The organism is Desulfothermus naphthae (genome assembly GCF_054657475.1).
Genome location: NZ_BAAHYQ010000001.1, coordinates 905369 through 917784, shown reverse-complemented (window position 1 = coordinate 917784; position 12416 = coordinate 905369). Strand labels below are relative to the sequence as shown.

12 protein-coding genes are annotated in these 12416 nt (G+C 32.6%); 2 read left to right on the top strand and 10 right to left on the bottom strand.

Translation table 11 applies throughout. The features are described from left to right. Positions 1-278 precede the first annotated feature (278 nt). Positions 279-1940 (top strand): IS1634 family transposase, encoded by a 1662-nt coding sequence (locus ACYQ1E_RS04420; RefSeq protein ID WP_459874985.1) that lies wholly within the window; start codon positions 279-281, stop codon positions 1938-1940. 75 nt (positions 1941-2015) lie between these two features. Here ACYQ1E_RS04420 and ACYQ1E_RS04415 read toward each other — a convergent pair whose 3' ends face one another. The 6 genes from ACYQ1E_RS04415 to ACYQ1E_RS04390 all read right to left on the bottom strand — a co-directional run bounded on the left by ACYQ1E_RS04415 (position 2016) and on the right by ACYQ1E_RS04390 (position 6912). Next, a complete protein-coding gene (locus tag ACYQ1E_RS04415) occupies positions 2016-2255 on the bottom strand; it encodes a hypothetical protein (RefSeq protein WP_459875743.1) in 240 nt (79 codons plus the stop codon). Between the two features lie 306 nt (positions 2256-2561). Beyond that, entirely contained in the window at positions 2562-3935 is a 1374-nt protein-coding gene (locus ACYQ1E_RS04410; RefSeq protein WP_459875740.1) for a LuxR C-terminal-related transcriptional regulator, read from the bottom strand. A 115-nt stretch (positions 3936-4050) separates the two neighbouring features. Next, on the bottom strand, positions 4051-4422 hold the full coding sequence (locus tag ACYQ1E_RS04405; RefSeq protein ID WP_459875737.1) for a cupin domain-containing protein: 372 nt from the start codon (positions 4420-4422) through the stop codon (positions 4051-4053). 60 nt (positions 4423-4482) lie between these two features. Beyond that, entirely contained in the window at positions 4483-5160 is a 678-nt protein-coding gene (locus tag ACYQ1E_RS04400) for an NUDIX hydrolase (RefSeq protein ID WP_459875734.1), read from the bottom strand. Next, positions 5157-5987, bottom strand: a complete 831-nt coding sequence (gene panB, locus ACYQ1E_RS04395) for a 3-methyl-2-oxobutanoate hydroxymethyltransferase (RefSeq protein ID WP_459875731.1) — start codon at positions 5985-5987, stop codon at positions 5157-5159. Before panB ends, ACYQ1E_RS04400 begins: the two co-directional genes overlap by 4 nt. Next, the gene (locus tag ACYQ1E_RS04390; RefSeq protein WP_459875728.1) at positions 5980-6912 is read right to left on the bottom strand and encodes a ketopantoate reductase family protein; all 933 of its coding nucleotides are present in this window, start codon (positions 6910-6912) and stop codon (positions 5980-5982) included. The genes panB and ACYQ1E_RS04390 overlap by 8 nt, the downstream gene beginning before the upstream one ends. Before the next feature lie 515 nt (positions 6913-7427). Between ACYQ1E_RS04390 and ACYQ1E_RS04385 the strand changes: the two genes are divergently transcribed. After that, on the top strand, positions 7428-8303 hold the full coding sequence (locus ACYQ1E_RS04385) for a M23 family metallopeptidase (RefSeq protein WP_459875725.1): 876 nt from the start codon (positions 7428-7430) through the stop codon (positions 8301-8303). Here the strand turns inward: ACYQ1E_RS04385 and ACYQ1E_RS04380 are convergent, their stop codons facing one another. The 4 genes from ACYQ1E_RS04380 to cooS all read right to left on the bottom strand — a co-directional run bounded on the left by ACYQ1E_RS04380 (position 8304) and on the right by cooS (position 12334). Beyond that, the gene (locus tag ACYQ1E_RS04380; RefSeq protein WP_459875722.1) at positions 8304-8729 is read right to left on the bottom strand and encodes a hypothetical protein; all 426 of its coding nucleotides are present in this window, start codon (positions 8727-8729) and stop codon (positions 8304-8306) included. A 15-nt stretch (positions 8730-8744) separates the two neighbouring features. Next, positions 8745-9392, bottom strand: a complete 648-nt coding sequence (locus tag ACYQ1E_RS04375; RefSeq protein WP_459875719.1) for an N-glycosylase/DNA lyase — start codon at positions 9390-9392, stop codon at positions 8745-8747. A gap of 5 nt (positions 9393-9397) precedes the next feature. Next, a complete protein-coding gene (argB, locus tag ACYQ1E_RS04370; protein ID WP_459875716.1) occupies positions 9398-10273 on the bottom strand; it encodes an acetylglutamate kinase in 876 nt (291 codons plus the stop codon). Between the two features lie 84 nt (positions 10274-10357). Beyond that, the gene (cooS, locus tag ACYQ1E_RS04365) at positions 10358-12334 is read right to left on the bottom strand and encodes an anaerobic carbon-monoxide dehydrogenase catalytic subunit (protein ID WP_459875713.1); all 1977 of its coding nucleotides are present in this window, start codon (positions 12332-12334) and stop codon (positions 10358-10360) included. Between the last annotated feature and the right edge of the window lie 82 nt (positions 12335-12416).

Sequence of the window (12416 nt, the reverse complement as noted above, 5' to 3'; positions counted from 1 at the left end):
TTTTTGTAAACCTAAATTTAAACTAAGATTTTTTGGGGTTTACTTTGTTTTTTAGCTCTATTCTATTTTTTACCTCTGCCTTCTCCCGACTTTGACAGTTAGAGTAGGAAATTAGTGGAATTTGGGGGTATTTTTTTATAAAAGTTTAATCAGATCAGTTACATATATTTTTTATCAAAAAATTTTGTAGTCCTAACTTTACAATATTAATACTTTTTTATTGACTAAAAATAAAGAATTTATTAACATATCTATGCAGTCTAACTAAAGGGGGGAGTATGTTCCTTAAAGTTTCTAAGGTCAAAGGCTATGAATATGTTCGCATTGTTTATTCTTATAGAACTGAAGATAATAAAGTTAGACATAAAACCGTGGCTAATCTCGGTAGGGCCGACAAGCTCCATCTTATGTTTCCTGCTTTTGAAAAATTGTTCGAACTCTATGCCCAAAATGTTTTTACTTCTATTGATAAAATTAACACTCAAGAGGCTTGTATTAAAAATTATTCTTATATTATTATTAAAGAAATCTGGAATAAATATAAATTGGGTAATTTTTTTTCGAGTCTATTAAAAAAAAGAAGAGTTGCTTTTGATTTTGTAAAAACGGTTTTTACTTTGGTGATAAACAGATTGTTAGTAAGCGAGTTATCTAAGTTAGGGTATTTTAATAATAAAGATATGTTTTTATATCTTAATGAAGAATTATCTCTTCAGGATTTATACAAAACTTTAGATATGTTAGAAGAATGCAAAGAGGAATTAGAAGAATATTTATTTCACAGGAGTTTAAAATTAATAGATAGGGAATTAAAAGTATGTTTTTTTGATGTAACTACATTATATTTTGAGAGTAAAAAAGAAGATGAATTAAGGAAATATGGTTTAAGTAAAGATCATAAAAATAATGAAGTTCAGATAGTTCTCTCATTATTGATAGATTCTGATGGATTTCCTATAAGTTTTGATATATATGAAGGAAATAAAGCAGAAAGTAAGACGTTGTTGGACAGTCTTGATAGGCTAAAAAAGAAGTATAAATTAGAAAAAATAATCGTAGTTGCCGATAGGGGTATAAGTAATTCTTTGAATTTAAAGGAGATTAAAAAAAGGGGATATGAATATATAGTAGGATATAAGTTCAAAAATACTAAAATCCAAGATAAAATATTAGATAAAGAAGGATATGAAGTTATAACATATAATGAGAAAGAAGGAGTCTATGCATATAAGGAATTTGAGGTCCTAGAAAAAAGAAAGGTAAAGACTTCAAAAAGTTATCAAGAGATTGAATTAAATCATAAAATAGTAGCTACATATTCAGATAAAAGGACATTAAAAGACAAAAAAGAAAGAGATAAATTAATTAATAAAGTTATAAAAAAGCTTCAAAAAAATAAAATAAAAGGTAAAGAAAAATATATAGAAAAATATTGTGATGGTGGCAAAGTTAGATATAGATTAAATTTAAAGAAAATAGAAGAAGATAAAAAATATGACGGATATTATACTTTGGCGTGTTCAGATGTTAATATGCCAGCACTAAAAGTGATAAAAATCCATAAGCAAATATATAACGTTGAAAGTGCTTTTAGAGAATTAAAGACTGATTTGAATATAAGGCCTATTTATCATTACACTCCTAAAAGGATAAAAGGTCATATTATAGTCTCGTTTTTAGCCTATTTTTTATTAAAACATATAGAACATAGATTAAAATACAATAAAAAAACTCAGGACATGGTAATTACTTCAGCTGGTATAATAAATGCTTTAAAAGAGATAAATGCAATAGAAACAGACATAAATGGTAAGAAATATTATCTCAAAACCAAACATAATAAATTGGCAAGTAAGATGTTTGAAATTTTTAAAATAAAAAATATGAAACACATAATGTCTGAAGAGGAAATGAAAAAATATCTCTTTCCATCACTCTAAAGGTTTGTAGGTAAAATTCCCTCATTTTTAAAATTATAACATGCTAATATAATTGATTTTTAAACTTTTTAACTATCAAAGTCGGGAATAAGTGTCATCAAGACTTATCTGGGCCTGATTATTGGGAGAAACTATACTAAAATAGGATGAAGTGTCAGGATCTACAGTTGTTGTAGAAAAATTTGTATCCATTATCTCCCCTGACCACCCAGTGAAACCTGAGGAAAAATCTCCGTTTTGAAATGAAGCAGCAGATGCCGAAGACGCCACAAAAACAAACAAAACCCAAAAAATTAAAATCGATTTTTTAAACATTTTCCTACCTCCTTAACTTTAATAAAAATGAAAAATATTGATAATACTAACGAATCTATTTTCAGCATATAGTATTCCTAGATAATATATTGATTTTACAGTTTTTTTTATTCAATAAACTTTGTAAACCTAAAAAGTTTATGGAATGAAGTTCATATAAAGAGGGGAAGATATTATTCTATTGTATATAAATAAAAGAAAATTTATTTGGGCAGAATGAGGGAAAAATTTTTCACAATAAATAGAAATTATTTACATAAACTTTACATAAACTTTATATAAACTTTTTGTAAACCTAAATTTAAACTAAGATTTTTTGGGGTTTACTTTGTTTTTTAGCTCTATTCTATTTTTTACCTCTGCCTTCTCATATATCCTACTAGAAAGGGCCTTTACAGTACCTAATGCCAAATTTAATTCCTGGGCAATCTCTTTTAATTTTTTTTCTTTGATGAGTTTATAAAAAACATCCTTTTCCCTATCAGACAGTCCTATTATAGTTGCTATTTGTGTTATTTCAGGATCAAATGATCTATTCAATTTTTCCTCATCATTTGGTATTTGTTTAATTTCCTTAACCTTATTTTTTTCTGATGGAGGAAGTGCCAAAATAGCAGAGGTCTTTTTTTTATAAAATCTTTTTTTAGTAAAAAGACTTAAAGGAATAAGGGTCAAAAATAAAAAAATAAGACTTAGCTTAATATCAATGTTTCTTTCAATAACTCCATATCTTAAAGATATTATATTTAAGAGAATTGCTAGTGGGTACAAAGACAGTCCCAGAGCGAGTTCAAAAAATGAGCTTGCTTGAAAAAACATAAAAGCAATTGAATACGCATCCATAATACCAAAGCTAAAATCCATTACCCCAATTCCATAAGGTGAAATACTTGAAGGAGGCATCATAAAAAGAAGTACACAACCCATTATTGAAATAGCTAAAAAAGGAGGCATCCTGTCTTCAATAGATGCTAATAAAATTGTACATATAATTCCTAAAATATATAAACCATAACTGAGCTCATCAAAATAGATAAATGAGTTGAAAGAAAAACTTTCTAATAAATTATAGTACAAACCTCCTATGGTATAGAAAAAAAGCAAAGAAATTAAAAAAAAGAAATAGGTCTTGTCTAAAAAAGAAGAAGAATTAACAACTCTTACAAAAGGATTGTCTTCTGGGCGTTTAATCCTCCAACTAGCAATTGCAATACAGAGCCAAATAATATTCAAAGGATAAGAAAATTTTGCCAGGAAAAAGAGCAGAATATTTCCAATTAATATGCCTATTCCAATCTTTTTCACATAATTTTTTAATATTAAATCGCTATTCATTAGCAAAAAAAGATGGATTAACAATAGGGGAAAAAACAGCCCAATGACAAAAAAAAGAAATGGAGCAAAAATCTTTCCCTTTAATAATGTAAAGGCAATAAGACATGATTCAATCTGCCAAAAATAAAGAGGTAATTTGCTCTTTGGATAGAAACGCCAAATCCAGATCCCTACAGGATAACCTAATATATTTCCTAAAAGAAAAAAGCAGGAGCCAATCTGATTTGTATCCTCATTTAAAAGGCTCCTTTCAAGACCTACACCTAATAAGATTAGAGTGGTTAAAATAAAACCCCTTACAATCGGATCGTTAAAAATCCTACGAATAGAGGAAAAAGGATTCATAATGTACCCCTTATACAAAAACCTCTTAACTCCCATTACCTCTATTACTGAGACCTTGCGCCCCTTTTAATGGTAATCTCTCCACTTCCTTACTTATCTCTTTAAATGCTCTTTTTTACTTTTCCTCCAACAATTCTGTATCGTCATGGGAATATGCAGGAGAACAGCAGCAAAGGATTTTTAAAGGAATCTCTCCAATATTTCTTACCTGATGTGGAGTGGTAGGTGGGATACACACAGAATCTCCTTTTTTTACATTAAATTTTTTATCTCCTAAACTCATTAAACCTTCTCCTTCAAGGATATAATATATTTCCTCGGAAAGGTTGTGTTTGTGCAAAAATGTACTTCCTTTTGGAGGGACAATCGCCTCTGCTAGACTGAGGTTTTTGTTTCCATGCCTATTTGGATGTATTAATTCTCTTATTATTGAACCATCTTTAGTTATGTATGGCTTAACTGTTTTGTATTCAGTCTTTATTCCCATATGTATAACCTTTATTTAGATTATTTTTAAAAGACTTTAAAGAAAAACGCAAAAAATTTATCAGTAAGTGCCTAAATAATCAGGGTTTATTTTTAGGATAAATTCTACAATAAGACGTGCTGTGATTCCCCACACAATTGTGTATGGATTTTTAAAGACAAAGACGTCATAATCTAAAGAAGGCCAAGGATCTTTATACTGAGGGGGAAGGCCAAGGTTATCAACTGGAAAGGTAAAAATTTTTTCTCCATTTTCATTTATAAAATAGGGTTTAACCTCTACATTTGCACGGTATTTTTCAGGGGGATTTTTTTCAAACCAGGAAACTGGGATTGTGAAAATCTCTTCAACTTCCCTTTCATCTGGATGAAGATCATTTTCATCTATATTTAAAATACCTATAAAACTTTCTATAATTAACCCCCTTGGAGAGACAAAAGTATCCAGCCTCCCAATAACTTCAATCTTTTCCCTTGAAAGGCCTATCTCCTCCTCTGTTTCCCTCAAAGCTGCATTTACACATGATCTATCCTGTGTTGGATCAAATTCTCCACCAGGGAAACTTATCTCTCCACCCTGTCTTATGTTGTAAGCTCGCTTTTCAAACAAAAAAAAGTATTCCTCTCCTTTCTCTAAAAGAGGAATTAATACTGCTGCATTAAAAAATTTTTCCCTTCCCATTATTCCGGGAATAGGTGAGAGATTTTTTTTAAGCAGATTTAAAGTCTCTTTGTTCATTTTATTTTGTCTAATTCTTCTTTATTCATAGTAAAAGAGTGTTCTTTTCCTGGGAATTTTCCTGATTCCACCTCTTCTTTAAATTTTAAAATGGCCTTTTCTATTTCCTTTGATATATTGGCATACTGCTTTACAAATTTGGGAACAAATCTGTCAAATAGACCAACCAGGTCATGAAATACAAGCACCTGACCATCGCAACCTGCACCTGCACCAATGCCAATAGTAGGGACAGGGCATCTTTCCGTAATAATCTCTGCAATTGGAGCTGGAATTGCCTCTAAAACTATACTAAAACATCCTGCATCTGCAAGTATAAGGGCATCCTCTAAAAGTTTTTTGGCTGCCTCTGCTGTTTTTCCCTGCACTTTGAAGCCCCCTAGTTGGGCTGCGCTCTGCGGCGTTAAGCCAAGATGACCCTGAACAGGTATTCCTGCATTTATAATCGCCTTTATTTGTGGCAACACAGTGGCTCCTCCTTCTAACTTTACTGCATGAGCACCTGCTTCTTTCAAGAACCTGCCTGCATTTAAAACTGCCTGTTCAACGCTAGCTTGATAAGACAAAAAAGGCATATCTCCAATAACCACTGCATGGTTAACTGCATTTGTAACTGCCTTTGTATGATGAATCATCTGATCCATGGTAACTGCTAATGTGTCTTTATATCCTAATACAACCATTGCAAGGGAATCTCCTACCAGTATCATGTCAATTCCACATCGATCAACTATAAGTGCAGTAGGATAATCATAAGCAGTTAACATAGTTAATTTTCTTTTCCCTTTTGAATTGATTATATCTGGTATAGTCAGGGATTTAGTCATTTTGTTCCTCCATATATTTTTGTTCAATTAATTTTATTAGACAAGTTAGTGTTTTATTTGTAGGAATGGGAATATGAAATTTTTCTCCATATTTTACAATAGCACCGTTTATTGCATCTATTTCTGTGGGTTTTTTGTTTGCCACATCCTGATGCATAGATGATATATTTTTTTCTGTTTTTTGTGCAACATCTATAACCTCATCAAAAATATCTTTTTTAAAATCAAGACCCATCTTTTTTGCTACTAAAATGGCTTCTTCTACTGCCAGTTTCGCTATTTCTCTAGCATATTCAGATCTTGAAATATAACCATTTTTAACCCTTGCAATTGCTGTAATTGCATTAATTCCAATATTTATCAACAGTTTTTGCCAGATCAGTTTATTTGTTTCATTTGTCTCGGAACATTTTATTCCACACTGATTAAAATTTTCTACAATTTTATGAATCCTTTCAGTTGGATCTCCTTCAATTTCACCAATGTATGTTACACCATTTCCTCCATGACGGATATATCCTGGTCTAACAAATGTGGCGCCCTGGGCAGTTATTCCAGCTATTACTCTGTCTCTTGAAAGCAAACTACATAACAATTCTACATTGCCTATGCCATTTTGAAGAGTAAGATACAAGGGATCTCCTTTTAACTTATTTTTTATGTACTTTACTCCTCTATATGTAGCATAAGTTTTCAAAGTAACAAGAACGAGGTCAGGAGAAAAATTCAATTTTTCAGGATCCAAAACAACCCTCAAATTGTATGTTTGTATTTCGTTGTTTAATTCTTCAATTTTTAGCCCCTTATCTTTTATCTCTTGCATATGTTTTTGATTAGTAGAATATAAAAGCACCTCATTTTTTTTTGACAGTCTCGCACCCAAAAGGCTGCCTAATGCACCAGCTCCTAAAACAAAAATTTTCATTTATATCTCCCCTCCTTCCAACCTATTAAAAAAATTTAGGACAAATCTATTATTTCAAATGAAGACTATTTTAATAAAAGACCTTATAGATTTATTTTGCTCGTTATTTCACTACTTCTGATTAATTTTGATTAAAGGGTAATTTAAAATTTTCAAGTTTGCAACCAGTGAATGCGGTAGTGTAAAAAAAAATTTGTGTAAATTTTTTATAGAAAAAATGGGCATCATCCTTTAGGGTGAGGTGAAAGAGAAAAAATAAGCTAGAACCATAAAGGAGGGTGCTCTAACTCTATATTTAGAATGCAAGAGATTAGTTTGCCTGAAATTAAGGATTTTATCAAGGACTTAGTTTTAGTTCCAAAGAATATTTTTAAGTTGATAAGAAGAAATATTAAGGACCTCATAGGGAAATTTTTTACGAACTTACTATTTTTTAGAAGACAAAAATAGTCCATATATTGGTTGTGTTTTGTAACTTAAATTAAAAAAAATCACAAGGAATAAAGGGTGTTATTATGAAAAAATTTTCATACCCTTTAATTATCTTTTACATGGTATTTTTTATGGACTATGTTGGTTTTAGCAAAAGTCTATATCCTCCCAAAAAGAACAGTATTAAAATTATTGTGCCAAAAAATGTCGTAATTGGCGATCCCTTTGAACTTAAGATATACTTCAAAAAAACACCATTACATATACAAATTTTCTGGTTAAATAGAAAACTTGAGCTAACTTGTTTAAATCACAATACAATAACGATATTTCTTGGAAGTGATATAAAAAGAGATAAACCTGGTTTTAAATTATTAACAATAAAATACGGCAATAAAAAAATTTTAAAGAGGATATATTTAAAGAAAAGAAAATCAAGTATAACCAGAATCCAGGTACCCAGAAAATTTTCTTCTTTATCTAAAAAAGACTTAAAGAGATATTTTAGAGAAAAAAGGATTGTAGAATCTGTGTTGTTTAAAGTAACAAAAAAACGTTATTATGAAAAAGACTTTATTCCTCCTATTTTTCCGTTGAAGATATCTTCTCCTTATGGACGGGTGAGAATAATAAACAATAAAAATCCTTCAATCCATACAGGGATAGATATAAAGGCAAAAGAGGGAACCCCAGTTAAGGCAATCAATTCTGGAATTGTTGCCCTTACTATGGATCAATTTTTTTCTGGAAAGTCTATCTATATAGACCATGGATATGGGATAGTTAGCATGTATTTTCATCTAAAAAAAATACTGGTAAGACAAGGACAAAAGGTAAAAAAAGGAGAGGTCATAGGCCTGTCTGGAAAAAGTGGTAGAGTGTCAGGACCCCATTTGCACCTCGGGGTCTCCATCCTTGGAAAGATGGTGGCCCCTGAAAAATTGATAAAAAAATTTTAATTAATCCTTTTCAATTAGAGAATTTTGCTGGTTAAAGCAGGTAGCAAATATAAGCCCTTTACCTTTAAACATATTCACAGTGCTAAATACATAGGAAGAAACCTTTTTTCTCATCTCTTCAGGTAAGGAATTAAAATAAGATATCATCTCATCATCTTCCATTGCAGCCATCTTTTCCCAGATCTTTGAGGGATCATCTTGCTCTGAAGTCTCTTGTTTGTTCTTTTCAAATTCTAAAAAGAATTTTTCACCTTTTAAAAAGGCATTATCAATGCTTTTTTTTATTTTTTCTTTTAGGCTGTTTAAAGTTTTAATGTCAGAAATATTATCAACAATACAAATTTTTTGATCATTCTTGCAAAAATATAATTTTAAATATAAGTTTGAGTCTTTTTGAGTAACTTCTATTTCAAAAAACTCATCCATTTTTTATCTCCTCCTTTATTTAAGGACCTTCCCTGTTTCCATATACCAGAGATATAGATCCAGCTCTCCCAGTTGCAAGCAGACACGAGAACCTATTTCCTCAAGCACAGATTCAATCTGTAAATACCTTTTTTTAGTGAGAGAGTTGGGTCTTTTTACAAGACCCTCTCTCTCTAACAAGTGTATTATGTGAAAATCCACAATAGCATAATCTAAAAATCCAATATTTCTTAAAAAATGGCTGGCCTCTTTATATCCAATACCTTTAATATTTTTTACAAGCCACTCCCTTTTTTCTTCTTTATCTTGAATTGAAAAAATAATCTCTTTTATAGAATCCATATACTTTCTTGCAGATACAATGAATTGTGCCCTCTTTTTTGGGAATCTATGCCCATGAGTTTTGAGGGATTTTGAAAGGTCTTTTTCTTCTACATACAAAAATTCATCCTTAAGTCTTTCCTGAATCAAAATACTCTTTTGAGCATTAAAATTTGCTGTAAGGATACAAAAACAAAGCTCCTTAAAGATATCTTTACTATTGCCTTTGCCTAAGTTTATGAACTCATGGATTCGCTGATTTACAATAGAGCTAATTTTGCTTTGTTTTAATTTTTTTATTCTGACAATTAAAGAAATATAGGTGTTTTTACTATTTCTCATTTCCTTTATTTGACGATCTCAGTTCCTATTCCAGCCTTTGTAAATAGCTCTAAAATAATTGAATTTTCAATACGTCCATCAATGATGTGGGTCTTTTCAACACCCTCTTCCAATGCCTCAATACAACATTTTACTTTCGGTACCATACCACCTCTTATAATGCCAGTGGATATGGCCTCAAGGGCCTTTTTTCTATTTATTGAAGAAATCAACTCACCTTTAGACATAATACCTGGCACATCTGTCAACAAAATAAGTCTTTTTGCCTTTAATGCTGAAGCTATAGCAGCAGCCACATCATCTGCATTAATATTATAAGTGTTTCCCTCTTCATCAACACCTACTGGTGCTATAACCGGAATAAATCCTTTATCTTCTAAGGTTTTGATTAATTCGTTTTGAATACTAACAACTTCGCCAACCTTTCCAAGGTCTATTATCTCTGGTGGGGCATCTTGTTTTGATACTACCATTTCCAGCTTTCTTGCCTTAATTATCCATCCATCTTTACCTGAGAGTCCAACCCCCTTTCCGCCCATTAAATTTATTAAATTTACAATCTCTTTGTTGACCTTACCCACTAAGACCATTTCCACCACATCCATGGTCTTTTCATCAGTGACCCTTAAACCTTGTCTGAACTTGGAATCAATTTTTAGTTTTTTAAGCATATTTCCAATCTGTGGTCCACCTCCGTGGACTATCACAGGATTTATACCAATATATTTTAATAAAATAACATTCAGGGCAAAGGCCATTTTTAAATTTTCATCAATCATGGCGTGACCGCCATATTTTATAACAATGGTCTGTTTGTAGAATTCTCTAATATATGGAAGGGATTCTAATAAGATTTTTGCCTTTTGTCTTTCTGCTTCCATCTCTTTGCTCCAAAATAAAAAAATAAAAAGGGAGTCTGCAATATCAGACTCCCTTTTATTATCAATAGCTAAATAAGTCAAATTTTATGCAGCTGCATCCAACTCACGTCTGGCAGCCATATCAAAAAGTATCCTTTCTCTTGCCTTGTCAATGCCAAGGGCCTTTCTCTTTTTGTCAATGTGGGCAATCATGAGTTTTGCCATTTCGTATGGATCTTCTGCAAAGCCCCAGCATCCAAGACCCATTTTTTCCAGACCGCTAAAGAGTAGTTCATGGAACTTAGTGCCTTCCACAGTTGGGAAGGTAACTCCAAAGACAGTATATACACCTGAGGCAACAAAGTATTGACCAATAGATATGGCCTTTTCACTCATCCATTCTGGAGCAGCACCTGCAACAGGGACATCTGCAAGGGAATTTCCAAGACCACCTGTTTTGACTACTTCTGCGGCTGCAATCAAAATTCTACTATTGTCAACACAAGAACCCATTCCAAGTACAGGTGGCATACCAACAGTCTCACACACCTCAGCAAGACCATCACCAGCCAAATGAGCTGCTTCAGGTACTAAAAGACCCGCTTTAGCAAGGGATATCTGGGAACAACCTGTCTGGAGGACCAAAACGTCCTTTTTAATAAGCTCTTTTACCAACTCCACATGCACATAATCGTGTTTTACCCTGGGATTAGTACATCCAACTACTCCAGCAAGTCCACGAATCCTACCATTTATAATATTTTCATTTAAAGGCTTATAAGATGCCCTAAATGTTCCACCAAGGGCATATTTTATATATTCATGAGAAAAACCGTGAATACCAGGATTTACTATTTGTGGGATCTCAACTTTTACCTTTCTATTCTTAAACCTTGCAATTGCCCTGATTACGATTTCATCAGTACACTTCTTTGGATTATGCTCATCTAATTCAATGTGTTCAGCACCTTCAATCTTTGCCCTTGGATTTGTGGTAAACAAAAATGTATTATAACATTTAGCAACAGTGCTAAGGCCCTGCATAATACACTGAACATCCACACCCATAGCATCGACAGCACCAGTTGCAAGAACCAATTCAGTGGACAAGAAATTACCAGCATGGGGGATTCCATGCCTGGACAATACTTCAGCACCAGAACAACACATTCCAGCAACATTTATACCTTTTGCGCCAGCCTCTTTTGCGGCCTCGATTAAGGCTGGATCATTTACTGAGGCCAACATTGACTCAAAAAGATTTGGCTCATGTCCATGAATTATTACATTTACATAATCCTCTTTTAAAACTCCCATATTGACATTGGCGAGCACAGCAGATGGAGTACCATAAAGGATGTCAGAGATCTCTGTGGCAACCATGGAACCACCCCACCCGTCAGACAAGGCACATCTGCTAAATTGCAAAGTAATATTTTCATAGTGTTGATCCACACCAATATGGGTCCTGTGCATGGTCTCCATAATCTCTCTCATTGCACCTCTAGGAACAATACCCAATTTTCTCCATGTTTCTACTGTTGCTTCTGGGACCCTTTTAACAAATGGAATCTCACCTTCAACCTGTGTATAGGTTCTCTCTAATTCTTCATATAAATCCTTTGCTATCTCCTCAATAGAGCGTCCTTCTGTCTCTATATCAATAGCCTTTGCAACCTCAATTAATTTAATTGGGTCCTTAATCTGATAATCCTTGATCTTTCCAGTAACTACTTCCCTGAAAATATCCAGCATAGCCATACCATGGTCTGTATGAGCAGCAGCACCAGATGCAACCATCCTTGCAAAATTCCTTGCCTGTATGGTATCAATTGTTGCCCCACAAACACCTGTTTTTGAATAAGGATCCTTTGCATTTAATCTGCATGGTCCCATGGAACAGTGCTTACAACAGGCAGAATCAGAACCTATAGGACATGGCTTCATATCTGCTGCACGCTCAAAAACCGTTGAAACACCATCCTTATGAGTCCTCTCCAGCATTTGGGCAGTAGCATCACAAATTGTAAAATCTTTAGCGGAAAACTTTTTCTCCTTCACTTTCTTGGCTTTTTTCTCCATATAATCCTCCCTTATGGAACTATTAAAAACTTTAAAAATAAACTATCTTATTGAAATCCTTTACAATCTGTTAAAATTCAGT

Bases quoted from the DNA above. Each gene is read 5' to 3' on its own strand.
- ACYQ1E_RS04400 (WP_459875734.1), bottom strand. From the start codon at position 5,160: ATGAACAAAGAGACTTTAAATCTGCTTAAAAAAAATCTCTCACCTATT.
- ACYQ1E_RS04390 (WP_459875728.1), bottom strand. From the start codon at position 6,912: ATGAAAATTTTTGTTTTAGGAGCTGGTGCATTAGGCAGCCTTTTGGGT.
- panB (WP_459875731.1), bottom strand. From the start codon at position 5,987: ATGACTAAATCCCTGACTATACCAGATATAATCAATTCAAAAGGGAAA.
- ACYQ1E_RS04385 (WP_459875725.1), top strand. From the start codon at position 7,428: ATGAAAAAATTTTCATACCCTTTAATTATCTTTTACATGGTATTTTTT.
- ACYQ1E_RS04420 (WP_459874985.1), top strand. From the start codon at position 279: ATGTTCCTTAAAGTTTCTAAGGTCAAAGGCTATGAATATGTTCGCATT.
- argB (WP_459875716.1), bottom strand. From the start codon at position 10,273: ATGGAAGCAGAAAGACAAAAGGCAAAAATCTTATTAGAATCCCTTCCA.
- ACYQ1E_RS04375 (WP_459875719.1), bottom strand. From the start codon at position 9,392: ATGAGAAATAGTAAAAACACCTATATTTCTTTAATTGTCAGAATAAAA.
- ACYQ1E_RS04415 (WP_459875743.1), bottom strand. From the start codon at position 2,255: ATGTTTAAAAAATCGATTTTAATTTTTTGGGTTTTGTTTGTTTTTGTG.
- ACYQ1E_RS04405 (WP_459875737.1), bottom strand. From the start codon at position 4,422: ATGGGAATAAAGACTGAATACAAAACAGTTAAGCCATACATAACTAAA.
- ACYQ1E_RS04380 (WP_459875722.1), bottom strand. From the start codon at position 8,729: ATGGATGAGTTTTTTGAAATAGAAGTTACTCAAAAAGACTCAAACTTA.
- ACYQ1E_RS04410 (WP_459875740.1), bottom strand. From the start codon at position 3,935: ATGAATCCTTTTTCCTCTATTCGTAGGATTTTTAACGATCCGATTGTA.
- cooS (WP_459875713.1), bottom strand. From the start codon at position 12,334: ATGGAGAAAAAAGCCAAGAAAGTGAAGGAGAAAAAGTTTTCCGCTAAA.